We start from the raw sequence: 24,468 nt of genomic DNA, 5'->3' as shown, positions 1-24,468 counted from the left end.
CGCTAGGCAATAATATGTGAGAATATTCATTGGGAGTCCGCTGCATCACCAGCCTGGAAGCTGGCGAATCCTCCCGCGGGAACTTGTCCTCCCAAAGCCGCCGTGACAGTATTGACGTTATGTTCGATCATGCCGATGTAGCTACCCGCGGGCGTATCTTTCGGGCCCATGGCATCGGAATAGAGAATGCCTCCTTGGCGAACTTGATGCCCGCGGGCTAACGCTCCGTCAATGAGCGCGCGGATGTTTTTATCGGAAACGCTCGACTCCACAAACACCGCCGAAATTTGCCGCTCGACCAGGAGCGATACTAGATCGTTGATTCGCTGTAAGCCGGCTTCCGACTCCGTCGACAGGCCTTGAATTCCCAACACCTCCAATTGGTACGCGCGGCCAAAATAGTTGAACGCGTCATGTGACGTGATCAAGACCCGATTGGATTCGGGGATCGTGGCCAGCGTCGTCCGCGCGTACCGATCGAGCTGTTCGAGGCGTTGTTGATACGCGGCCCCCCGGGCGGTGAACTCGTCCTTCCACTGGGGAGCCAGTTCGCTTAGCCCTGCGACGACTGTCGACACCCCTTGGCTCCACAGGCTGACATCCATCCAAGCGTGGGGGTCATAGTGGCCGGCAAAGTCGGCTGGTTCCAGCAATTGATCTTGAGGAATTCCCTCGGTGATGGCGTAGACGGGGCGTTGGCGACCGATTTGCAGCAGCCGGTCCACCATTTTGCCTTCGAGCATCAGGCCGGCGTAAAAGATCACGTCGGCTTGTTGCAGCATGCGGACTTCATGGGTCTTGGCCGTGTAAAGGTGCGGATCGACGCCGGCTCCCATCAGTTGGATGGTTTCGACACGCGAAGCACCGACGTTTGAAACGATGTCGGCTACCATCCCCACCGTGGTGACCGCGCGAATGGTAGCCGTGGCGGAGCGGGGCCCAGGACCTCGCTGCCCAGAATCCCCCTGGCCGCAACCACCCATGAGCAGCACCACCACTACCAAACTAGTCCACACTCCCCCGCTGGTTTTTCCCATTACCGTCATTCAATAAGGCCGCTGATTCGTCCTGGCGAAACGCCCAGAATGTAGCACAAGCTACAAATGTGAGTGCCATTCTATCCACAAGGAAACGGAAAACCAAGGCCCGGCTACTTTTGGTGAGTGTTGCTTGGTAAGGCTTCGCCGGGGTCGGGCTTTGTGTTCGGTGTTGGGGAGAGGTCGGATTGGCTGTTTGTTGGTGTCCCATTGTTGTTTGGGGGTGATTCGATGCGGCGTACACCACGCATCCAGTTCACCGGACATCTCCCCAGGTTTAATGCAAAGCGTTTCTTGTTGAAGGAATCATAGCTGCAACCGCGAGGGCTCACCGCGTTGACTGGAGCCCACACCCTCAAAGATTTGGTACGAAAATGTGGGCAGGGAAATGTATTCCTGCACTTTTCTTGCCCGCGGTCTGTTGAGGTAGGTGCGTAACGCTTGCGCTCAGCCTGAACCCCGAGTCGTAGACCCTGGTATGCTGGGGACATTCCCAGCGTGAGCTCGCCCAAAAGCCACGCTAGAACGGCTCGTCTGGATCGTCGATTTCGTCGAACTCTTGCCAAGCTGGGCAATTATGAGCGGCGGCGGACTTCGATTCCTCGAATGTCTCATTGCAATCGCAGCACCAAAGGTGGCCGCAGTCATCACAGCGTCCAATGGTCGCATCGTCGATTTCGGGATCGTCTTCGCAGTCTCGTGTTGATTCGCTATCGCAATTCGGGCATCGCCCAACCATGATCATATTGACGAAATCGTCTTCTTCGTCGCATTGTTCGATGAGATTCACGATTTCTTCGAAGCCGTCGGGATCCATATTCTGCATTAATTGCATCATCATCTGAGCCTCCTCGGGCATTGGCTTTTGGTCGTGCATTGCGGCAGCGGAACCCTGTTTGCCCTTCCAGAATGGGCAAAACGGACAGTCTTCGCCAATGGGAAAGTCCTCGCCTTCCTCGTGTGGGCAACCCATGTTTTCATCGGTGGCTGCAACTCGCGTGACATTGTGTTCTTTGAAAAACGCTGTGATTTTCGCGATGACGGCTGGGTCGTCTTTGACATTAATTCCTACATAACGCTCCAGTATCGGTTCGCTGTCCTCGGACTGAATCACGGAAGCGACGATCTTGGTCGTCGTTTTGTCGTCGGGGCCATAGAGCGCAACGGTTCCGATTGGAAAGTTCCATGGAGACGGTGAATGTTTACTTCGATAGCTTTGAACCGCGGCTTCCCACTCGGCAAAGTCTTGATCACTTATCTGGTCCCTGTTTTCTTCAGAGACAAACAATCCGGTTTCTTCAAAAGCGTGGATCATCGCTGGATCGACGCCTGCCGCTTTCATCGCTTCGACCATGAAATGCTCGGTGTGTTCCGAGTGGCCTGGAAACAACAGATCATTCGGACGCAGTTCACGTCCCAGTTCGTCAGGCAATTCGTCGATGCGATTCCGTAGCAACTCGTCAACTTCATCTGACATCGGAATGGAGCGGCGAATTGTGCCGGCTTCATCTTCCACAAAATTAACGTCTTTCTTTAAGCAGCATTGTTTGTATTTTTTTCCGCTTCCGCAGGGGCACTTCTCGTTCCGGCCGATTGGTTGCATGGGACAGTTCTTTATGGGTAGCGATCAACAAAAACTTTAGATTCCTTAGACGCTAGTACTTCTCATTTGACGGATCCTACTGCGGTGACGATGGTCCACCGCCGTTACAGGGATTCAGATGGCCCGCAGCAAAGAGGCCGGCACCTTGGATTGGCCATTTGGAACTCGCCTAAATCAGTATGCAATTCTAGCGTCGTCGTCGCGGCGGACTTAGCGTCGCAAAGGATGCTCGGTCGTGACGGAATTGAGCTCGCTCCACCCAATCAAGGATGTGGACTCATGGCTTGGCAATTCGGCACCCATCGCGACGGTGCGAAATGCGATGACGATGGAATTATCCTTTTGCCCGAGCGGTAGCCAATGGCGCCCGTGGGAGACCGGCAGAAATACCCCGAGTTCCGTCCCACTCAGTGGCAATCAAGACGCCGCAAGGGTTCGGTCGGAGAACACAAAAGCCTCGGAAAAGCCCGGTTTTGCGTGCTATCTGCGGCTGGTGAAGATCGTAGAAAGTACCGAAGGTGGGACTCGAACCCACACGTCCTTGCGGACACTGGATTTTGAATCCAGCGCGTCTGCCAATTCCGCCACTTCGGCGCAGTCGTGTTACACGAAGGCTGCTTGGCCTTGGGAAACCAGCGTTTGCACACGGTTTTTCCTCAGCCGTCCCAAGTATCACTCAGGGAGCTTAAATTTGCAAGCCGGTTTCAGCTGCGGAAAATGCCCCCGGTGCTGCGGGATTCTCCTGCCGGCAGCGGTAAGGAGCTGGCGAAGCTGGAGGTTGGAGGCGCGGAGGTGTCGCTCGGCTCGTTAGCGCTGAGGCATTGCGGTTCCATCTCCGTGCTGAATAGATACCACCAAGGAATGCTTTTCAAATCGAGCGCCATCCAGATTGCATTTCCGATCGCCGAAGCCCAGCCCCAATTGGGAAAATCGCTCCGCACGAACAGCGGGATGAAAATGAACAGAAACCAACATGATTTGTAGACAAACTGCAGCGCCAGGATTGGCAAGAACTTGAGGGGGGCGCGAATGGCCAGCACGCACAAAAAACCAACGGTCAACCAAATACTGGCTAGCGCTCCGTAAATGATGGGGTCCTGCTCGGGCAGCATAAATGGAAAGCCGACAAATTTGCGAGCGAACTTCGCCGGTGCGAGCAGCATCACAAAGCCGGTGATGATACCCAGCACGGCGGTGGCGCAGTAGGTTAGCTTCATCCAGCCGTAGGCTATTTCCCGTTTCCGCATCCCATTCGCTTGTGCCACTCTGTTTCACCCCGGATATGTCAAAAGACCACTGCTCAAAACTTTGCGGCAACTGAACGTTTGATCGTTGCCGGAAAATGTGCCGCAGGCTAAGTGGTATCGGCGGTTGGCAGCAAGAGCGATTTCGGAAGGGTGATCTTAGGGGGTCGCCGATGCTCGCTTGAGGATCGCTGTCCACTCTGTTTTGCGAACAGGTTGGATGCTGAGCCGACTTCCTTTTCGCAGCAGTTCCATTTTTTGTAGCGGAGCCATCTCTTTCAGTTCGGATAACGGCAATGGCTGTTCAAACTTCTGATCCAGCTTGATATCGACCATGAACCAGCGGGGGTTCTCCGCATCACCTTTGGCATCGTAATACTTGCTCCGCGGTTCCCAAGCAAAATGATCGGGATAGGCAGCGCGGACGACCGTCGCAGTGCCAGCAATCGCTGGATTTTTGACGCTGTGGTAGAACAGTACCCGGTCGCCCTCTTGGACCTCATCCCGTAACAGATTGCGAGCTTGGTAGTTGCGGACTCCCTCCCAGCAGGTTGTCTGGTTACTCTCCTTGGCCAGATTATCAATTGAGTATGAGCCCGGTTCGGTCTTGAAGAGCCAGTATTTGATCGCCATCGGATTAGAATTCTGTGCCTCGGATTGGTGGTGCGCGGTGAGGGCGGAATAGTTTCGCTAGCTCATACAATCGAACAGTAAAGGAAAATCTCAGGTTTTCTTTCAGCCGGGTCGATGCTGTTAGTTCACGACTCGACGGAATCGAGTTGCGTGATCGTCAAGCGACTGCGTGGTGGAAGCCAAACCATTGGTTTTCGCAGCGTGGTCTCCCGATTACGGCGGTCAAGGATGATGTTTTTGACAACACTTCCTCGACCTTCCCGGGGTGAACGACGATGTCCGCAGATCTTATGCACGCAGCTTTTGGCGTCCTTTTTACATCGGTTTGGCTGATGGTCAGCCAGATAGTTGTCTCAGAACGCTAGACGTTTTCCCAGTTGCGGTTCTTACCACTCTTCAGGACCGCATCGCAAACCCGTTGGGTTTCCAAGGCGTCCCGGAACGAGGGATGCATGGGTTCGCCGGTTTCTAGGCTTTTGAGGAAATCGGCGACTTGGTGAATGAAGGTGTGCTCGTAACCGATTTGCAGTCCGGGTACCCACCAATTGCCCATGTAGGGTTGGTCTCCATCGGAGACGTGAACATTCCGCCAACCGCGAACGACCGAGTCGTCGTTGTAGTCGAAGTATTGCAAGCGGTGCAGGTCGTGGAGATCCCAGGCTATCGAGGCATGCTCGCCGTTGATTTCAAAAGTATCGAGCGCCTTGTGGCCTCGCGCATAGCGGGTGGACTCAAACAGTCCGAGCGACCCGTTTTCAAAGTGACAAAGAAAGGCACAGGCATCATCGATGTTGACTGGTTCTTTCTTGCCGGTTTCGGCATGCATGCGTTCTTTTACGAACGTCTCGGTCATGGCGGTGACATCGCGGATTGGACCGTTGAGCCAGATGGCGGTATCGATGCAGTGGGCCAGCAAGTCGCCGGTGACACCACTGCCAGCCGCTTCGGCATCGAGTCGCCAAGTGGCCGCGCCCCCTTGCGGCACATCTTCGTTGATCGTCCAGTCTTGTAGAAAGAATGCACGGTAGTGAAAGATGCGGCCCAGGCGCCCTTCATCAATTAATTGCTTGGCGAGTGTGACTGCGGGTGCGCGACGATAGTTGTACCACACCATGTTGGCCACACCGGCTTGCTCGACTGCTTGGCACATTACTTCCCCTTCGGCCACATCCATCGCCAAGGGTTTTTCGCAGAGGATCATCTTGCCCGCTTTGGCTGCCTCCACGGCAATTTCTTTATGCAAGTTATTTGGCGTGCAAATATCAATGGCATGGATGTCGTCTCGCTTGAGCAGTTCCCGCCAATCGGTTTCGATCGACTCGTATCCCCAGTTATCCGCAAAGCTTTTCGCTTTCTCAGCGTTGCGTGCGCAGAGCGCTTTGAGGACCGGGCGATATTCAGAGGGAAAGAAACGGGGCGCTTGGCAGTAGGCATTCGTGTGCGCTTTGCCCATGAATCCATAGCCAATCATGCCGATGTTGAGATCTTTCATTGCGATTGTTGCACCTTTAGCAGGTAAGAGTATTGAGGTGGGGCTAGCTCGGGAGACTTAATGCCTGGCGGAAAACTGCTTAGCCGCTTTGGTGATTGCCGCAGCTGGCATTGGTCGTTGGATAGGCAAATAGTGGATAAGCACAAATAGCTGACAGTGGGTTATCGGACTTAGTTCCAACCGTGGGCATCGCGAACGCTGATCATGGCAGCCAAGATGCTGTTCCAAGTATCCGCCTTCATCATCACGTCGTTGGGGAACATGCAACCGTCCCAGCAGATGTGTTCAAACTTTTTGGTCAGTTGCCCATGTTCGTCCCGCAGCCAAAAACCGGCATCTTTGGCGATGTCAAGTTTGCCGTTGGGATCGTTGGGCAAACAGTGTCGTCCGGTTTTGTCGTGGCTGCCGCTGCCAAACACGGTGGCATCATTTTGAGCCACGTGGAAATCGATCGTCCAGGGCCGCAAGGCGGCGGTCAGCTCTCGCAACGCTTGTTCTTTGGCGGTCGTGTCGGACCAGTCAAAGTCGGCGGGCAGGATCGCGTCTTGCGGCGCGTTATAGCCCATCAAATACAGCAGCGTGTGAGCCATGTCGGCTTGGAAACCCAGCGTCTGCGGACGGTTGACGCGTTCCAGCAGGTCCACCATCACGCGCCACGAGTGCATCCCACCCCAGCAGATCTCTCCTTCGGCAGCCAGCCGCTCGCCATGTTCCTCAGCGATATCGCAGGCTTTGTTAAAGGTGTCGGCGATACGTTGTTGCGAGTTCGGGTTGGCCGACCAATCGGCCGGTGACGAGGCGGTGTCAATTCGCACCACGCCGTAAGGCCGGATACCCAATTCGCGAAAAACTTTAGCGATCCGGCAGCCCTTGCGAACTTGCGTCAGAAACTTTTCTTGCTCCGCTTCATCTCCCAAAGCTTGACCTCCGCCGGTGGGAGGCCAAACCGGGGCCACCACCGAGCCGATGACCAAATTGCGAGCGCGGACCTCATCGGCAATCTTACTTAAATCCTCATCGCTGGCATCGATGTTCACGTGCGGATCGAACAAGAAAATGTCGACGCCGTCAAATTTCTGCCCGTCGACTTCAGCCGCGGCGGTGAGGTCCAGCAAGGTTGTCAATGCGATTGGTGGGTCATTACCCTCGCCCCCTTTGCCAACTACACCAGGCCAAGCTGCGTTATGAAGTTTTGGGAATGCATTCGCGGAAGACATTATAAGGTACCGTGTTGTCTAGGAGGGAAAGAGAGGGAGTGTCGGTTGGTGTTTACCAGCCGATCATCAGTTACTAACCGATTGGGAATGCCCATCGCTTAGGAGGTCACGGACGGTGCTGGTAAATTACCATGCGTATCGGGTCCAAAGTAGCGGAGGCCAACGAGCGGTTCGCTCCCCGTGTTCTCGATTTCAACACCCGCCACAGCCGCTTCGTGGCTGATGAAAACTTCATCTTCGGTGTTGGCACCAAAGCGAATCATGGCGGGCGTTTGCAAGTTCAGCTTACCGATCCGACCACTGCCTTGAACCGTGATCCAGCTGCTCGCACCGGGATCTTGCAGCACACACTTGGCACCCGGTTGCAAGGTTAATTCCTTAGCGCTGAATAACTGTTGGTTGTCGACGGTGCCGTACACGATCCAGAGATCTTCATAACCCTCGCCGCTCTTTGCTTCGTCGCGGATCGGTTCGAGATAGTTGGCTTGTTTGAAATGGGTGTCAATGTTTTTCTCCCAATCAAGCTGGCCGACGATAAAGTCTAAGTCTTGATGTTTTTCGGGAGGCATGTCTTTGACCAACAGCGACCAAGGAACATAGCGTCCTTCCACGATCGATTGGAACATTCCAAATACGTCGCTGCCCCATTGGGGTTCGTACGTGCAAAGACTTCCCGGGGCATGCAGCACGCCGGGTGGGATCAACCAGCCGGTGCCTCGCTTCAAGCGATAGGCGCGCGACAGGTCGAGCATCCCGTTGTCGCCCGCGTTCCAGTTCTCTAAGCAACGCCGCACATCCTCTTTGGTCGTACCAGGTTCCAAGCCCATGAACGTGTAAGCGAAATTGTTATCAACGTTGTTCAGCTGGGGTGGAAAGTAATAACTCTCCGGCTTGCCTTCTTGACCCACCAGGGCGGCATCTTCAAAGCTCTGGTGCATGTGGTGCGGGATCGGGCCCATGTTGTCAAAGAACTTGCTGTAGACCGGCCAACGGTTGTATTTGGAGAACATTTCACCTCCGATCAGGCGCTGGCCAGCTTCGGCGACGGCATCCTTGAGCAAGAATTTCTTGCCCTCAAACAGGCAAAAGCTCAGTCCCTCGTGCCAAACCCGTCCCTCGTTGGCCGCTTCGGTTGTGCTGCCAAACCAACGCTCATCAATGCCACCACGGTCAGCGCCAAAGCGATAGTAATCGTTGGGATGCAGCTTGATCCGTCGTCCCGGGTGCAGAAAAGATCGCGGCACCCAAGTGGGAGTTAACCGCAGCAGGCCTCCACCAGCGTCCAAAGCCGACTCGAGTACGGCGGCGACCGAATCCGACTTGATGAGACCTTCGTCGAGCGAAACTTGCGGCATGGGGATCAATCCTGTGGAAGTCTGTGGGGGTTAAATGAAGTCGTGAGCAGCAAAAATTCGGTGGCGTTGTTTTATTCGCTTCGCCGAGCGGTTACAAGTTACAGCCCATAAGTCACATTAAGGGCGGGATGTTTGCCGCCCGCTGGCAGAGAGCTTACCAAATTCCACCCTGGAGGCTGTGACCGATGAACGAGGTTTTTGAACTTTACCGACCCCATTCCCAATCTTTCGAGCCCACAGCCGCGCGGGTGCTGCCGGAGCAGATTCCGGTCAACGGGGGTGTGTTCAAATGTTCGCTGCAGACCCTTGGTTCTGGACCTTCACGGGGGGTAGAACTGCTAACAGTCGCCGGCAACCAAGCTGGGCTGACCATTATACCGACTCGGGGCATGGGAATTTGGCAAGCTCGGGCGGGGGAAACCCATTTTGGTTGGCAATCGCCAGTGCCCAGTCCCGTGCACCCGGCGTTGGTTCCGATCGATGAGCCGAGCGGGTTGGGGTGGCTGTCAGGGTTCAATGAATTGTTGGTGCGATGCGGGCTGGAGAGTAACGGAGCCCCCGAGTTCGACGAGCAGAATCGCCTGAAACACCCCCTTCACGGGCGAATCGCAAACACCCCCGCGGAATCTTTGACCGTCTCCATTGACAGAGACCAAGGGATTTTAGAAGTCACCGGCGTGGTCCGCGAGTCGCGATTATTTTTTGCCAACTGGACCTTAACCTCGACGATTCGGTTGCAGGTTGACGGAAATGCGATCCACATCGAAGACCGTGTTACGAACCACGCGGATGGTGTCGCCAGCCACCAGATGCTCTATCACATCAACGTGGGTGCGCCGATTTTGGGGCCGGGGGCTCGCTTAGTCGCTCCGTTTGCTCAAGTCGTTCCCAAAACATCGCGTGCTACCGAAGGCATCGAGCATTTTGATCGCTACGAAGCTCCCGAGGCCGGCTTTGCCGAGCAGGTTTACTTGATGCAGCTGCAAAGCGATGCAGCCGGTTGGTCGGGCGCATTGCTCCGTGACGAGCAAAGCCAGGTCGGGCTTGGTGTGCGGTTTGATACGACCTCCCTGCCCTACTTTATCCAGTGGAAGAACACGGGCGGCGAACATGATGGTTATGTCACGGGGCTGGAGCCGGCAACCAATTTTCCTAACACCCGCTCCTTCGAGGAGTCGCACGACCGCGTTGTTCCGTTGGGGCCGGGCGAATCCACCTCCTATCGTTTGTCTTTGCATTTGCTCAATCAACATCAGCAAGTGCGCAAATTTTCGGAACAGTTAGCCGCCCTCGCGGTGGAGCCGGGGCAAGTTGATTGGTCGCCCCGTGACGCATGGTGTCAGTGAGTGGGCTCAGTGTTTGTTGCAGGCTCGCTGGAACAAGTTATGAGTCATTTGTTGCACGCGGTGGTCCGGCCCGTGTGGTCGACTCCAGTGTGACCAGGGGAGCACGTGCCCGGGAGGTGAGCTGAGTCCTTGAGCCCAGAAAATAGTGGCCGCGTTGAAGACAAAATTACCTTGCGGTCCTGGGTATATTGTGGCGGTCCACTGCTGAGGGTTCACTCCCGATTGCCAAGCGGTGCCTCCGGCCACGATCTCCAAACCAGGAATGTTGGCCGGTTGGCCGTGATACTCCCAGCCGACCAGCCCTGGTATCGAATCGCCTCGTTGCATTCCTGTACCGTCAAACATCCAATGCTCTGATAAGCACACCGTCCAGTCGCCGCCACCATTGACTGGTTCGACATTCCGCGCGCCCATCAAAAAACCTTCATCGGGTCCTCGAAAAGGGAACGGGCCATGATCACGTTCGCGATCGACCGCGTACGCGTTGTCAGCCCCGTAGGGACCGCCCCGAAAGATGACGCGGTTTGGTACACCAAGCTCGTTAGCACGAAAAGGCGTTACCCAACAAACGGAGTTGCCGCAGAAAAATAGCAAGTTCACACCCGCGTCGCGCAGCGTTTCCACCGAGCGATATTGCCGCAGGTCCCAATACTCATCATGCCCAACGCTGACAAAGGCTTTGCATTTTAAACCGCGATCGGGCGTCAACATATCAGAATTTGAGCAATAGCTAACATCATAACCATGTTCTTCCAGCCAGTAAGCTAAGGGGAATTCAAAAGGCAGGAATTCTCCCGAACCGACCGTTCTCGGATCATTGACGACACCCATATATTGGGCTTCTCGCGCATACGGTCGATCAAAGCTGACATCGGCCCAAGGACCTTGTGTTCCCCGCGGGTCGGTGTAGACGGAATAGTTATTTGGCCAGCGATTGTAGGCTTGCCACGTATTGTCACTGACTTGAAACAGCACGTCTGCCGGCCGCTGGTCGCGGACAACAAAGATCACGTAGCTTTGCCAGTATGACTCATTTCCCTGGGGGATCGTTGTCAGCCGTGCCAAGTAAACTCCACTGGTCCAGTCCTCAGGTACGGTAAAAGTCAGTGAAGGTTCCCACTGGCAAGCACGGATGTTTTTCTCGCCCGGTTGCGGGGTCGGCTGAGTGGAACTTTTCAGCGGTTCAATGGAATGCATCAAGCGGGCCCCTTTGCCGCCGTAATAGCCCAGCCGAAAAAATTCTAACCGCACGGAGCGAGCCGGGTTCGTTGACACCATGATGTCAATCGTCTCCCCCGCCAGCACGCTTTGCCGGGAACAATAGCCTTCCACCCAGGGGGATCGAAAGCCCTCGCCGTCGACGCGAACTCGCGTCAGTTGCCAGTCATCGGCGCCAGTCAATTGGTTCTCGACAATTATCGGATTGTCGGTTTTTTCAGCCTGAATGGGGGCGTCCCCAAATAACGATGCCCCGCTGGCAGATTGGTTGGCCATCGCTAGCGAGGTTGCCGCCAAGCCGCTTTGCATGAATCGGCGACGTCCGGATTGATTAGGATTTTTATTGCGCATCCGCGATAACCTGTCTTTGTCAAGGTGTTAGAATGTCGGCCCTGGATAGATCACTCGCTCCTGTTTGTAAACGATTCATTGTTATGCGATATCATACGAGAACCAGCCGGCGATTGCTGCCGGTTTTCTGCGCGGCCTTTTTCTGGAGTTGCTCAGCAAGCCCGCGAGTTGCCGCAGAGCAAGTTCAGCCGCCAGCTCCATTTGTGCAAGGTTACGCCGGGCAACTGAGTGTCCAGCCAGGCGAGGATGTGACTTTCCATGTCTCGACCAGCGAGCCAGTTTTTTCGCTACGGATTGAACGGCTGGGGACAACGAATGAACAGGTTTACGTAAAGGAGAATATTTCCGGAAACATGCATCCGATTCCCGCTCGGGCCTCATCGCAAGGCTGTGGGTGGCCGGGTACTTTGACACTCACGGTGCCAGCGGATTGGAAAAGCGGTTGTTACCGAGCGAAGCTCGCCACTGGTGACCAAGACCGAACAGCCACCGGGACGATCTTGTTTGTGGTTCGTGCCGCCGTGCCGGGAGCCAACACGCGAATCTTATTGCAACTCTCCACCAACACGTATAACGCTTATACAAATTGGGGCGGACACAGCCTCTACAGCTACCATGATCGTGACGGTCTGCAGGGGCATCGCGTTTCTTTTGATCGGCCTTTGCAGTCACAGTTTGAGAACTGGGAATTGCCTTTCGTGCAGTGGGCGGAGAGCAACGGGTATGTGCTCGACTACGCCGTGAACAGCGACCTTGAGTTTCATCCTGAAATGCTCAAGGCGTATAACTTGGTATTGAGCGTCGGGCATGATGAATATTGGTCGTCGCCGATGCGCGATCATTTAGAAGCGTTCATTAGGGAAGGCGGAAATGTGGGGTTTTTTAGTGGCAACACGTGCTGTTGGCAGGTTCGCAGCGAAGCTGATGGGCGGGCGTTGACTTGCTGGAAACAGTGGGTCAATGGCGATCCGTTATTTCGTCGCGGTGATCATCGCTTGCTTAGTACGCTGTGGAGCCATCACCTGGTCCAGCGGCCCGAGAACCAGCTCACGGGGGTTGGTTTTTTGTGGGGTGGCTATCATCGCAGCCACGGGCAATTTATGGATGGCCCCGCCGCCTTTAAAGTACATCGGCCCGACCATTGGTTGTTTGCCGGCACCGACCTGAAAGATGGTGACCAGTTCGGTGGAAAAGATACGATTGTTGGTTATGAGTGTGATGGCTGTGAATTGCAATGGATTGATGGCAAGCCCTTTCCCACGCATCGTGATGGCACTCCCGAATCGTTCCAGGTGTTGGCTACCTGTCCTGCCAAGTGGGCTCCGGACGATAGTTGGTGGTATGACCAGTTTCCCAAAGATCGCGTCGGTGCGGCTGTCTTGGGAGTTTATCAAAATGGACCAAGCGGAGGCACGGTTGTGACCGCTGGCACGACCGATTGGGCGCATGGGCTACGCGGTGGCGATCCCACGGTGATGCAGATCACGCGCAACGTGTTGGATCGTCTGGCACAGCGGAGCGACGAAGTTGTCGATTGATGATGAGCCGCTTGATTGTGGGCCGTCTGAATGTGGGCCGTCTGAATGTGGTTGTCTGTGCGGACTTGGATTAGCAGGCCCCGTTTCGGCCGGCACCTAAAAGCTTGTATCGCGAGGAAGTGCCCGTTAATATGAGCGATAGGGGAGAATCGCCTCCCTACCAACTTGCCGCGGCACACCTGGGAGCGGTCAGACCGACTGTGACGAGCAAGGTGTCTGCAAGAACCATCCCGCCTAAACACCGCATTCCCATGTCCCAGTCCGCTCCCCGCAGGACAGCCACGCGCCGATTTTTGATCGGGCTGCTCACGGTATTGGTTTCAGTGCTGGCAGTCGACCAGGCGATGGGTGAATCACCCCAGCATCAAGACCAGCAGGCAGCGCAAGATCAGCAAGCTGTGCTGGAGCGTGCGGAGAGCGTGCTCGCTGATTGGCGCCAGAGCATTGGCCCGATGCTGTTGACGGAATGTGGTGATTGTCATGGACCGGCCAAGCAGTCTGGCGAATTGAGTGTCCGCTCGTTGGCAGCGCTGCTGGGTGGCGGCGACCGGGGCGAGACGATTGATCTGGAGCATCCGGCGGAGAGTTTGTTGCTGCGGGTGTTGCAACCCGAGGGTGAGCCTCAGATGCCTCCCGAGGGCCAGTTGCAACCGGAAATGCTGACCCAACTGACGCGGTGGGTTGAGCAAGTCGCGGCGAGCGATCGTGATTTGTTGTTGGAGTTGGCCGCTCGACCGGTTGCTTTGTCGGCCGAGCAATCGCCCGGTTATCCGCAAGAGGTTTCGCCGCGAATTGTCATTGAAATGGCGATCGAAGCGGGCTGGAGTCGCGCTGAAAAACCGCCCATGCCGGCAAAGTTGTGCGACGATGAAACGTTTGTGCGGCGAATTTATTTAGACCTCTTAGGGCGGGTTCCCACGTTGCCGGAGCGGGCTGATTTTTTGCGACTAACTGATAGTCGCAAGCGCACTTTTTTAATTGATCAATTATTGGAATCGCCCGAGCATGGTCGTTATTTGGCGGAAGTTTTTGATGCGGTGCTGATGGGACGTGGCGGGATGCAGGCGATGAAGCGTCGTCAGCAGCACGCTTGGAACCAATTTTTAATTACCGCGTTTACTGAGAATCGTCCCTGGGACCAAGTGATTCGGCAAATCTTATTGGCCCGCCCCACCACGGAGCAAGATCGGGGCGCGGTGTGGTATCTTTACGAACGCAATAATGCCCACCAGGAGATTGCCGAAGCGATCTCACGCGGAGTGTTTGGGTTACAGATTCAATGTGCCCAGTGTCATGACCATCCATTGGCCGAGGAAATTAAGCAGTCGCATTATTGGGGTTTGGTGGCTTTCTACAGTCGCAGCAAGAATGTGGAAACCAGCGTTGGTCCGCGGCTGGCCGAGTCGGCGGTGGGCGGGTTTTCCATGTTTACTAATTTGCAGGGTGAAAGTCAGCCCAATACTTTGGTCTTTTTGCAGTCAAGGGCTGTCGATGAGGCGCGTCCGGCCGATGGGGAACAGCAAGCGGAAAGTGACGAGCTGTATCGGCCACAGGGCGGCGAAGAAACTCCCAAAGTGCCGCTGTTTTCCCGCCGCGAAGCTTTTGTGGAACAAATCGCTGCGGAGCATCCGTTGGTCGCGCGGGCGATGGTGAATCGGTTGTGGGCGTTAATGATGGGGCGTGGTTTGGTGCATCCGGTTGATATGCTCGATAGCGTGCATCCTCCCAGTCATCCCCAGTTGTTAGCTTGGCTGACCGATGACTTCCGGCGGCATGGTTATAATGTGCGGCGGTTGTTGCGCGAGCTGGCGATGAGCAACGTTTACCAATTGGATTCGCGGGGAGATGCGTTTGCCGATCCGGCATTGTTCAGCCGAGCGACGATCAAACCGCTGACCGCCGAGGCGCTTTACCGTTCGATGATCGTGGCCCTGGGGGGTGAGCCGCCCAAGTCCGCAGAATCGCCAGAGCAGTACGCGGCGTTTCGTCAAGCGTTTCCCGATGTGTTGCCGGAGGCTAGCATTGCCGATTTGAGGCAGTCCTTGTTATTGACTAATGGCGCGGAGATTCACGGGCAAATGGGTCCCGAGAAATCGCAGACCGTCGCTGAGTTGTTAGCCAAGCCGCACGTGTCCGAAATTGTTGAGGAGGCTTTTCTCAGGGTTTTGGGGCGGCTGCCCAAGGCGGAGGAGGCGAGTCGGTGTCGCGAGTACCTGCGTGCTCGGCAACGGCAGCCGCAACGTGGCATCGATCAAATGTTGTGGGCGTTGTTGACCAGCGCAGAATTCCGCTTTAATCATTAATCACTATGCAACGACCAAAACCTTCTGGCCATCGATCGCGTGGCATCCAGAACTGCGGGAGCCCGGACCACCGGTTGCATCGCCGGCTATTTTTGCAAGGGAGCATGGCGGGTGCGGCGTCGGTTGCCAGTTTTCAGAGTTTGTTCAACGTACCGGCCTTCGCGGAAACCGTGCAGCGGCGGGGCAAGCGTTGCATTCTGCTGTGGTTGTGTGGTGCTCCCAGTCAGTTCGAGACTTGGGATCCGAAGCCGGGACGGCCGTCGAGCGGACCCTTTGGAGTGACAAAGACTTCGTTGCCCGGTGTGCAAATCAGCGAACTGATGCCCCGCTGCGCCACGATCATGGACAAGCTGGCCGTGATTCGCTCGATGAGCACCGAGCCATCGGAACACTTTCAAGCGATCGATATGTTGACCCGCGGCGATGGTCCGCGACCGCCGTTTACGCGGCCGATTCTCGGCTCGGTGGTGGCCCAGCAGTTGGGCGACCTGGAGAGCCCCGTGCCCAACTTTGTGCTGCTCGATCCTTGTCCGGAGGGTAACGAATTCAAGGGATTTAAGGCGGCCGACTGGCCAGGTTGGTTAGGCTCCGAATATGGGCCCGTGCGATTCGGCGGGGAGTATGGGCTTGATAACATCCGCCCTCCGGAAAATTTATCCGACCTCGATCATCAAGAAAGAGAGGGCTTGAGGGCTTTTCTTAGTCGACAATTTACCAATCAGCGACGGGCCGCCTCGGCTGATTCTTATAACACGGCTTTTGAACGGGTGCGGGGCTTGATGAGTGCCGCTCATTTGTTTGATCTCGATCGTTTGCCGCAGGCGGATCGCGATCGGTACGGACCGGGAACGTTTGGATTGCACACGCTGTTGGCTCGGCATTTGGTGGAACACGGCTCGACGTTTGTGATGGTCGCCAACGGCATGCCTTGGGACTGTCATGTGCTGAACCACGAAATCCATCAGATGTTGGTTCCCGAAATGGATCAAGTGGTTTATGAATTGATCACTGATTTGGAAACGCGTGGCATGTTGGATGACACGTTGGTGTTAGTGATGGGAGAATTTGGTCGCACTCCGTGGTTAAACCAAGCTCGTGGCCGGGATCATTATCCCACGGCGTGGAGTTTGGCGATGGCCGGTTGCGGTATTCGCGGGGGGACGGTTTACGGCAGCACTGATGAAGATGGTATTCAAGTTGCCGAGCAGCCTGTCGACCAGCGTCAATTATTCGCCACGATATTTACCGCGTTGGGCATCGATCCACATACCACTTATGATTTACCTGGGCTGCCGACGTTTCATCGCGTGGAGAGATCTGCCCAACCCATTACCGAACTTTTCGCATGATGAACACTGAAACGACGCAGCAGATCGAAACCAAGCAAGTGAATCGGATCACGCTTCCGACTGGCGTGATGGACATCGCCGTCTCGGTGGATGGGACGCAGTTGTTTGCGGCTTGTCACGATGGGCTGTACCGCGTGGGAGCTGACGGCAAGCAAGCGGAAAAGATCGGTGGGCACGCGAGTTGGGTTGCCGGCGTGGGGGTGGTTGATCAGGGGCGGCGGTTGGTGTCGGCTGGCTACGACGGTAATTTGCAAATTCATCGACTTGAGGGCGCGGGACCGGTGCAATTAGCTAGTCAGCCAGATAGTCAACCGGCCGCAGTCGAACGAACAATCGCCGCTCACGATTTCTGGTCCTGGAAAATGGCGGTTAGCCCCGACCAGAGTTTGGTGGCTTCGGTGACAGGACAATATTTGGCTGGTGATGAACGCTATGCACCGCGCGCAAGTCACGAAGCGACGGTGAAAGTGTTTGCTGTTGCTGATGGTGGACTGCGGCATGCTTTTGCGTTGCTGCCGTCGGTTCAGGCGGTCAGTTTTGATCCCACGGGACGATACTTGGCAGCAGGTAACTTGATGGGCGATGTGGGAGTTTGGGACTTGGCATCAGGGAATCGCGTGGCAGCTTGGCGGACACCCGATTTCACCAGTTGGGGCATTATCAAGAGCCACTGTTATATTGGTGGCATTCACGCGATATGTTTTGCCCCCGACGGGAATTCCTTATATGTCGCCGGCATGGGAGAGATGCGGGATCCAATGGCTGGCAACGGGCGGCAGCTGTGGCAGCGTTTTGATTGGCGGGCGGATCCACCGACCAAGCTGGCGGAAACGATCAAGGATCAAGCTGGCGAAGGATTAATGGAGTCGCTGGTGATGCATCCGGGGGGCGAGTGGTTTGTGATGGCGGGACGGTTGCGCGGCGGTGATTGGAACGCCGGTTTATTCGCAGTCGATGATGGTCAGCGAATTGGTTTTCTCAAGACCGAAGCCCGCATCACCGCAGCCAGTTTTTCGGCTGACGGCAGTTACCTGTATTTGGCCGGGATGAAGAACCAGCCCGGACCGAAGGAAGGAAAATGGCCCGAGTATGGCGTGATCGATCGCTATCAGGTGTGGCGTGTGTGAGGGCCTTGCCTGTTGGACAACTGGAGTGCAGGTTGTTCGTTTTACGAGTTGCGAGCCAGCACCACAAATTGATAGGGCGCCATCAGCATTTCTTGAGCGGCCGTGATCGTTTGTCCGGAGATTTGATCGACCACCGTGCGGCGGAGGCCGAGCAGTCGCAAGCGGCGTCCCTCGAGACGTTGTGGTGACTCGGTAAAGTTGGCCAAGATCATCACTCCGTGATCCTCGTGGTCGCGGAAATAGCCGAACACGTGGGGGTTGCCGGTATCGATGAATTCCGTTGGTCCGCCACCAAAAGCCAAGTTTTGGCAACGCAGTTGAATCAGCCTCAGCAGCCCCTGGTAGACGCGTCCGACGGGATGGTTGCGGTCGCGGCGAAGGTTGACACGTTCCCAGTCGAACTTGCCCCGGTGTACCCAGCGTGAATCGCCCGCTTTGACCGGATCGGTGGCAAAGGAACGGTCATTGAGCGTGGCCAGTTCGTCGCCGAGGTAGATCAGCGGGATGCCGCCGATCGTCATAATCACGCCGTGCAACAGCAAGATGCGTTTGACCGCCAAGTCGGTCAACTCTTCATCTTCCAGCTCCAACGCTTCTTCGAGACCGGCCAGCGATGCGGTGGTTCCGCTGACCCGTCCGTCGCCCGTGCGGGGGTCGATTTGAAAGGGCAAACCACGGGAGAAACTGTCGGCAAATTTGCCGGTGTAAAAGTTAGTTAGAAAGCGGCGATGATCTCGGCAATCAAAGCCGACAGCGGTAATATCTTCGTCGGAGATAGCCCAGCCAATATCGTCATGGCTGCGGACGTAGTTAACCCATTCGCAATCACGAGGAATGCTGAATCGCCGTCGCATGGCGGTTTCCAGCAAGCGGACTTCACGGGTTGCCAGCGCGTTCCACAGCAGCGCCATTAGCTGGGGGTTGTAAGAGAGTTGGCATTCATCGGCGCGAACATATTTGCGAACCTCGTCGGGATGGACGATCGCTTCGGACTTGAAGACCATTGCCGGGGCTGACATTGCCACGGCCGCGTTGAAGGCTTGCAATAACCAGTGGGCTTGTGGCAGGTTCTGGCAATTGGTGCCCACTTTTTTCCAGATAAAAGCGACGGCATCCATTCGTAAGACTTCGACACCCTGGTTGGCCAAGAACAACATCTCGCGCAACATCTGCACGAAGACTTCGGGGTTCTGGTAATTGAGGTCCCATTGATAATTGTAAAACGTCGTCCAAACCCATTTGCCAATACGACTGCGATAGGTAAACGCACCGGGGTGTTCGTCGGGAAAGACCTCGCCCAAGCTAGCTTCGTAAGCTTCGGGGACGGTGCGATCTGGATACATGTAATAGTATTCTTGGAATTCCGGATCACCGCTCAGTGCTTTGCGAGCCCATTCATGTTCGTCGGAGGTGTGATTGAAGACGAAATCGAGAACTAATGAAATTCCATGATGGCGCAGTTCGGTAGCCAGTTCGCGAAGTTGTGCCATTGTCCCCAAGCTGGGGTTGGTTTCGCGGTAGCTGCTGATCGCATAGCCGCCGTCATTATCACCCTCGGGCGATTTGAAGATGGGCATCAAGTGGAGGTAGGTGATCCCCATTTCCGTCAGATAGGGAATTCGCTCACGAAGTTTTTCCAAACCGGTTTCGTCTTCGGGCTGGGCGAACAGGTCGACGTAGCACATGGCGCCGACGAGCCTTTGATTTTGATACCAGAAGGGATCGGATTCACGCAGCGCGTCGAGTGCTTTGAGTTCCTGCGGGCGCTCCATCCACATTTCCGCCGCCGCCGAGAGTGCACTTTCTAGGTAGTAGAAAAAGTCGTAATGGCTGGAATAGAGCTCAAATAAACGACCGAACAACCTTGGGAAATGTTCGCGGACCCGCCTGGTAAATTGCTCCCACTCGACTGGATCGCTGGCGGACGCAAAGCGACTCTCCAGTCGCGGGAGGAGACGACGTAATGCTTTTTCTTCTCGAGTTGGGAGCTGCCCCGACATCTTGAAATGTACCGACTGTTGGGCCGGGCTCCAGTATTATCGTAGTGCGTGTGTGATAAATTCGCGGTGACTATTTAAGTCTACGACATCTCTGCGATTCAGCCAGTCGCTGAATCAACGTAGATGGTAATCAATTGGTAGGTTGCGGTGGCGTCAGCAGCCGGGCTGCTTGATGGCGCAATTGATCGATTAATTGCCGGCGATCTGGGTCACTGGCGTGATCATCGAGCTGCGACAGCATACGGGCGGAACGAAGTAATTGTTCTGCCACCAAGCAAGCTTGTTCGGAGGGTGGCTGTGCTTGCTGTGCGTCCAGCTGCTGTGCGCCCAATTGTGGGCTAACGGGTTCGTGGGGATCGAGCACGCTGCCCTGCAGCACGCTGCCTTTGCTGCGGAGTTGGTCGATAATTGAATCGAGCACGACATCGCCGCTCGGTTGAACTTCCGCGTCGCCGCTGATGGCGCGGCGCAAGTGATCTTCGATTTGGCGTTGATTGTTCTCTGAGCGGGGGCTAGGAGGGGGCAGTTGCGGAGGTAGCATCGGTTCCGCTGGGGGGAGAGTCAGCTTGGGGGGAGGGTCATCAGCGGACAGCTGGTGCGACGCGGCCCAGCCGGTGAGCCAGCAAATACAAACCACGCCAATGAGCCCGCAGCTGAGTTTGCTCAGAACGCTTTTGCGGATGCAATTTAGCAACTGAGTGGCGTCAGGCAGATGAATGCTTCGGAATGGCTTATGCATCGGGGATTCCATGCCCTCGGGCTTTGGCAACGAAGGTGTTGATGCCCTTTGGCGTAGCGAAAAATGGTCGCCGCCAGGCATCTGGGACTAGTTGCATTATCGCCGAAATAGGGCGGCGATGTCAGTACGTCTTTCTGAGGCTGGAAAAATCGTGCCAACGGATGATGCCTTGGTGCGCGATCAAGAGGGCTTGGCCCAGCAGGCTGGCCGTAATCGCTCGCCTGGGTACTCCGCTTTTAGGAGTCGCCAAACCGAGTTGGGGTTGCGTCGCTTCGGTTGGATGATTTTTCGCGGCGATGATTTGCTCAAGCCTTTGGCGGGAAACAACGTCGAAAATAGCGACTTCGCCTAAGGTGCCTTGATCGCAGCAGGTATCGCAGCCGCTCGAGGCGGAAAATTCGCAGACTTCTTGATCCAGTCCATGTTGCTGGAGCCAAGCCGCCGAGAATCCGGCCGTCATTAATTCGTCTCGGGAGACTTGGAACGGGGTGCGGCAGTGGGAGCAGCAGCGCGGCAAAACGCGTTGTTCGACAATTCCCAGCAGGTGCCCCGCTAATGAGCCGCCGCTGGGATCGAGCGCCGCGATCCGCGCGATCGCTTCTTCGGCATGCCAAGCATCGATCGCCGTCAGCACTAAACCGCCCGCACGGCAAGCTTGCAGACAAGCATCCGCGGTTCCTCCGTGTTTCAAGCAGTCGATCATGAACCCATCAGGTTGTTGCCGGAGCATGGCGTTGACTGCTTCGGTGACCCCCAGGCCGCGTTCCGGGGCGACGCGGGTTTGATTGATTCCGGGCAACTGTTGTCGAACCGCATGCTCCACGGTGCAGATGGTTCGTTGGCTGGTGCTGAGGTGCGCCAGGCAGGAATACAGCGTGGTGCGTTTGCCGCTGCGAGCTGGCCCACACAGCAGCAAGAGCCCGCTGGTTTGCTGTAAGATTTCATGCAGCTCGGTTAACTGGTCTGCCGACATTCCCAGTTGATCAAGCGGTTTGGCAGCTTGGTCGCGGCCATGGGGGCGCAGGGTAACTTTTGCGCCCGCAATTGTCGGGCAGTAGTCGAGTTCGATTTGCACTCCTCGCCTGCCGTACCGCACTTCGAAAGCACCGGTCGCCGGTACATGAGGTGGATGGTCTTGCAACTTTGCCAGGTTGCGAAGTGATGTGAGGACCGTCTGCAGCAAGTGGAGTTGCGGTGCTGCTTGGGGTACCAGCGAGCCATTGACGCGCAATCGAACTCGACAACAATCACCAAAGAATTCCAAGTGGATTTCGCTGGCTTGCTTCCGCAGGGCGACTTGTAACAATTGGCGGAGATAGTTTTGGCCGGTCAGCTGTTGAGCTGTTGAGTCGTCGGCAATGGTGACTTGTTTGACAGCCGGTACCGGCTGGTTACTCTGACGCGTTTCGTCGGCATATAAAAACGCCAGTAAACGCTCGACTACCGATAGCGGAGCAAACATTGGGCGGATCACGCGTCCCGTTTCCTCTTCCAGCTGTTCCTTCAACCGCAAAGCATCGGGGGAAACGATGGCCACCTCCAACGTCAGGCCGTCGTCGGCTAGGGGGACCAGTAAGTTGTCGCAGCAGACGCCCGCCGGTAACGCGGCGGCGATGCTCGGATCAATTGGCGGTGGTTCATCAGCCGGTGGATCGAAGAGTGGTAGCAGATAGTGTTGCGCATAGGCTTCGGCCAGTGCGTAGGCATCGGTAATCCCTGCTTCCAGCAAAGATTCCTCAAAGGTTTGGCCGGCAGCCGGGCAGCTATCCCAGATTGGCTCCAGTGACTCTGGGGTAAAGCGATCGTCGGCTAGGCTGTTGCCGCCCCAGACCGCATTGCCCAGCGGCGGAGCTGGGTTTGGCGTTGGGGCGGGGTTGTGGGAATGCTCGTCCCCCTGGTCTCCCGCGCCTCCATGGTTCGCTCGTCGACTGCCCTCATCACGCCTCATCATGTCGTGGCTCTCCATCGGCAATGCCGATCACTATTGCAACAATCTGGTTTGTGGCTGGTCGTTGACCAACGCCCTACAGATGTTTCTACGCCGCGGGTTGGACGTGGCGAGCGATCTGCGCGATGGCTGCTGGGAATCGGGCATGGACATTGTCGAACACGACGGATGAAGCGATTTTGCCGGGCTGAGGAAAGGGGCCGTTTGATCTGTTATGATGAGATCAAATGAACAACCGTATGCAGAGATCGGCCTCATCGTTGCTCGATTCCACCTTCGACTCCATTTCGGTTTTACCCCCGGCCCTTCAGACAGGAACCTCACAATGATATCCCCTCGAAGCATTGATTTGGCGCGTCGCAACTTGTTGCGAGGCGCTTTGCTGTGCGGTGCGGCTAGTGTGTTACCGATCAGTCACAGCAAGGCCTTTGCGTCGAATGAGACGCTGGGGGTTGGGATCATCGGCGCGGGTGGGCGCGGTAATGAATTGGCGGGGCCGTTTCACGCTGCCGAGGGGGCAAAGGTGGTGGCGACCGCCGACCCCGATCTTGATCGTGCCGAGAAATTGGCTGGTAAATATGGTGCGACCGCTTACACCGATCTGCGCCGCCTACTCGCCGACCCGGCGGTTGACGTGGTGGCAATTGCGACTTGTAACCACTGGCACTGCTTGGCAGCCATTATGGCGATGGAGGCGGGTAAGGATGTCTATGTGGAAAAACCGTTATCACATACCCAATGGGAAGGTCGGCAAGTTGTCAGCGCGGCGCGAAAGTATGATCGCATCGTCCAGCTTGGCACTCAACAGCGTTCCGATCCGATGCAAGCGGAATTGAAAAAGTTCTTACATCAAGATCAGACGCTTGGTGAGATCGAATATGTGCAAGCATCTAGGTTAGGAGTGCGCGGGCAGATCGGACGTCGCAAGGAACCGCTGAAAATTTCCAGCTCGGTTAATTACGATCTGTGGGTCGGTCCCGCCAAGGAGGAGCCGCTATTTCGTGATCAACTGCATTACGACTGGCATTGGGATTTCAATACCGGCAGCGGCGAAATGGGGAATTGGGGAGTGCATGTGTTGGACGACGTCCGCAACGTGGCTTATCAAGATGCAGTTAGCACGCCCAGCAAAATCATGGCGATCGGTGGACGATTGGCTTGGAACGACGCGGGTAACACGCCTAACGTTCATTACGCCATTTTTGAAACCCCTTTGTTTCCCACCCTGATTGCACTTAGCAATCTCTCCACGCAGCCCGACGGCAAACCGTCGAGTTGGTGGAGTAAACCGGCGGAGCGAGTCAAGAGTCCCGGCAGCGGATACGTGGTGGCGTGCCAAGGTGGTTATCTGTTGGGGCAACGTCAATATGCCAAAGCGGTTGATCGCGATGGCAAGACGATCCGCGAGTTTCGTGGGAAGAACATTGTGCCCCTGCACGTCAATAACTTCTTGGACGCCGTTCGCAGTCGAGATCGCGGCAGCTTGAATGCCGAGATCGCAGTCGGGCACGATTCGACCGGATGGTGTAACTTGGCCAACGTCGGCTTTCAGGCGGCAACCAGTCCTTACGCTGAGGAACCGGGTGGCATCCAGATCCCGGCAGCCTGGTCGCGACTGATGGACGAACTGGATCAGCAATTGGCTCCCTTTGGAGCCAGTCGCAGTGATCTATTGGCTGGTCCGGTGCTGACTCACAATCCCAAGACTGAACAGTTCGAAGGCAGTGGTGCGGAGCAGGCGAATCGGTTGTTGCGTCGTGAGTATCGCGAAGGCTTTGTGCTTGCTGAAATCACCCGTTAATTTTTCGTGAGCTACACTGGCAGCCAAATTCGAACGATCGAGAATTAACGGCGTTTTTTCTCGCCTTAAGTGCTTTTGCACGGTTCTTCGGGGTCGTGCATTTCTTCCGCAAGGGGGTGATGGTCTGAGATAGTGTAGAAATAGGGGAGTTGTTTGGGGCGTAACGC

18 protein-coding genes and 1 tRNA gene are annotated in these 24,468 nt (G+C 55.9%); 7 read left to right on the top strand and 12 right to left on the bottom strand.

The features are described from left to right. Positions 1-26: 26 nt before the first annotated feature. From SH139x_RS29095 to SH139x_RS29060, 8 genes are all read right to left on the bottom strand, one after another. On the bottom strand, positions 27-1,037 hold the full coding sequence (locus SH139x_RS29095; protein WP_488353216.1) for a metal ABC transporter solute-binding protein, Zn/Mn family: 1,011 nt from the start codon (positions 1,035-1,037) through the stop codon (positions 27-29). Positions 1,038-1,557: 520 nt separating this feature from the next. Further along, positions 1,558-2,640, bottom strand: coding sequence for an SEC-C metal-binding domain-containing protein (locus SH139x_RS29090; RefSeq protein ID WP_488353215.1), 1,083 nt, complete (start codon positions 2,638-2,640; stop codon positions 1,558-1,560). Positions 2,641-3,150: 510 nt separating this feature from the next. Next, positions 3,151-3,234 (bottom strand) — tRNA-Leu (locus SH139x_RS29085). Positions 3,235-3,344: 110 nt separating this feature from the next. Continuing rightward, on the bottom strand, positions 3,345-3,905 hold the full coding sequence (locus SH139x_RS29080; RefSeq protein WP_488353214.1) for a hypothetical protein: 561 nt from the start codon (positions 3,903-3,905) through the stop codon (positions 3,345-3,347). A gap of 138 nt (positions 3,906-4,043) precedes the next feature. Further along, positions 4,044-4,511 carry an EVE domain-containing protein gene (locus tag SH139x_RS29075; RefSeq protein WP_488356124.1) on the bottom strand — a complete coding sequence of 156 codons (468 nt, stop codon included), beginning with the start codon at positions 4,509-4,511 and terminating at the stop codon, positions 4,044-4,046. Between the two features lie 367 nt (positions 4,512-4,878). After that, positions 4,879-6,009 (bottom strand): Gfo/Idh/MocA family protein, encoded by a 1,131-nt coding sequence (locus SH139x_RS29070; RefSeq protein WP_488353213.1) that lies wholly within the window; start codon positions 6,007-6,009, stop codon positions 4,879-4,881. Between the two features lie 170 nt (positions 6,010-6,179). Further along, a complete protein-coding gene (locus tag SH139x_RS29065; RefSeq protein ID WP_488356123.1) occupies positions 6,180-7,229 on the bottom strand; it encodes a sugar phosphate isomerase/epimerase family protein in 1,050 nt (349 codons plus the stop codon). A 95-nt stretch (positions 7,230-7,324) separates the two neighbouring features. Further along, on the bottom strand, positions 7,325-8,581 hold the full coding sequence (locus tag SH139x_RS29060; protein WP_488353212.1) for a hypothetical protein: 1,257 nt from the start codon (positions 8,579-8,581) through the stop codon (positions 7,325-7,327). Between the two features lie 185 nt (positions 8,582-8,766). On the opposite strand from SH139x_RS29060, the gene SH139x_RS29055 reads away from it, so the two are divergent. Continuing rightward, the gene (locus SH139x_RS29055) at positions 8,767-9,927 is read left to right on the top strand and encodes an aldose 1-epimerase family protein (protein WP_488353211.1); all 1,161 of its coding nucleotides are present in this window, start codon (positions 8,767-8,769) and stop codon (positions 9,925-9,927) included. A 6-nt stretch (positions 9,928-9,933) separates the two neighbouring features. Here SH139x_RS29055 and SH139x_RS29050 read toward each other — a convergent pair whose 3' ends face one another. After that, positions 9,934-11,496 carry a N,N-dimethylformamidase beta subunit family domain-containing protein gene (locus tag SH139x_RS29050; protein WP_488353210.1) on the bottom strand — a complete coding sequence of 521 codons (1,563 nt, stop codon included), beginning with the start codon at positions 11,494-11,496 and terminating at the stop codon, positions 9,934-9,936. 83 nt (positions 11,497-11,579) lie between these two features. Here SH139x_RS29050 and SH139x_RS29045 point away from each other — a divergent pair, with 83 nt between their 5' ends. The 4 genes from SH139x_RS29045 to SH139x_RS29030 all read left to right on the top strand — a co-directional run bounded on the left by SH139x_RS29045 (position 11,580) and on the right by SH139x_RS29030 (position 17,813). Beyond that, positions 11,580-13,034 (top strand): N,N-dimethylformamidase beta subunit family domain-containing protein, encoded by a 1,455-nt coding sequence (locus tag SH139x_RS29045; RefSeq protein WP_488353209.1) that lies wholly within the window; start codon positions 11,580-11,582, stop codon positions 13,032-13,034. A 251-nt stretch (positions 13,035-13,285) separates the two neighbouring features. Next, positions 13,286-15,337, top strand: a complete 2,052-nt coding sequence (locus SH139x_RS29040; RefSeq protein WP_488353208.1) for a DUF1549 domain-containing protein — start codon at positions 13,286-13,288, stop codon at positions 15,335-15,337. Positions 15,338-15,342: 5 nt separating this feature from the next. Next, entirely contained in the window at positions 15,343-16,686 is a 1,344-nt protein-coding gene (locus SH139x_RS29035) for a DUF1501 domain-containing protein (protein WP_488353207.1), read from the top strand. Further along, a complete protein-coding gene (locus SH139x_RS29030) occupies positions 16,683-17,813 on the top strand; it encodes a WD40 repeat domain-containing protein (RefSeq protein ID WP_488353206.1) in 1,131 nt (376 codons plus the stop codon). Before SH139x_RS29035 ends, SH139x_RS29030 begins: the two co-directional genes overlap by 4 nt. Positions 17,814-17,854: 41 nt before the next feature. Here the strand turns inward: SH139x_RS29030 and SH139x_RS29025 are convergent, their stop codons facing one another. The 3 genes from SH139x_RS29025 to SH139x_RS29015 all read right to left on the bottom strand — a co-directional run bounded on the left by SH139x_RS29025 (position 17,855) and on the right by SH139x_RS29015 (position 22,503). Then, positions 17,855-19,813 carry an amylosucrase gene (locus tag SH139x_RS29025; protein WP_488353205.1) on the bottom strand — a complete coding sequence of 653 codons (1,959 nt, stop codon included), beginning with the start codon at positions 19,811-19,813 and terminating at the stop codon, positions 17,855-17,857. 130 nt (positions 19,814-19,943) lie between these two features. After that, positions 19,944-20,552 carry a hypothetical protein gene (locus SH139x_RS29020; protein ID WP_488353204.1) on the bottom strand — a complete coding sequence of 203 codons (609 nt, stop codon included), beginning with the start codon at positions 20,550-20,552 and terminating at the stop codon, positions 19,944-19,946. A 121-nt stretch (positions 20,553-20,673) separates the two neighbouring features. Further along, positions 20,674-22,503, bottom strand: coding sequence for a GspE/PulE family protein (locus SH139x_RS29015; RefSeq protein WP_488353203.1), 1,830 nt, complete (start codon positions 22,501-22,503; stop codon positions 20,674-20,676). Here SH139x_RS29015 and SH139x_RS29010 point away from each other — a divergent pair. Further along, on the top strand, positions 22,502-22,672 hold the full coding sequence (locus SH139x_RS29010; RefSeq protein WP_488353202.1) for a hypothetical protein: 171 nt from the start codon (positions 22,502-22,504) through the stop codon (positions 22,670-22,672). The genes SH139x_RS29015 and SH139x_RS29010 overlap by 2 nt on opposite strands. A gap of 153 nt (positions 22,673-22,825) precedes the next feature. Further along, a complete protein-coding gene (locus tag SH139x_RS29005; RefSeq protein ID WP_488353201.1) occupies positions 22,826-24,301 on the top strand; it encodes a Gfo/Idh/MocA family protein in 1,476 nt (491 codons plus the stop codon). Positions 24,302-24,468: the final 167 nt, after the last annotated feature.

Origin of the sequence: Kothea flammea (assembly GCF_052161645.1) — a bacterium.
Taxonomy (GTDB): domain Bacteria; phylum Planctomycetota; class Planctomycetia; order Pirellulales; family Pirellulaceae; genus Laterigemmans.
Note: the sequence above shows the minus strand (reverse complement) of the source record. Positions and strands in the feature narration are given on the sequence as shown.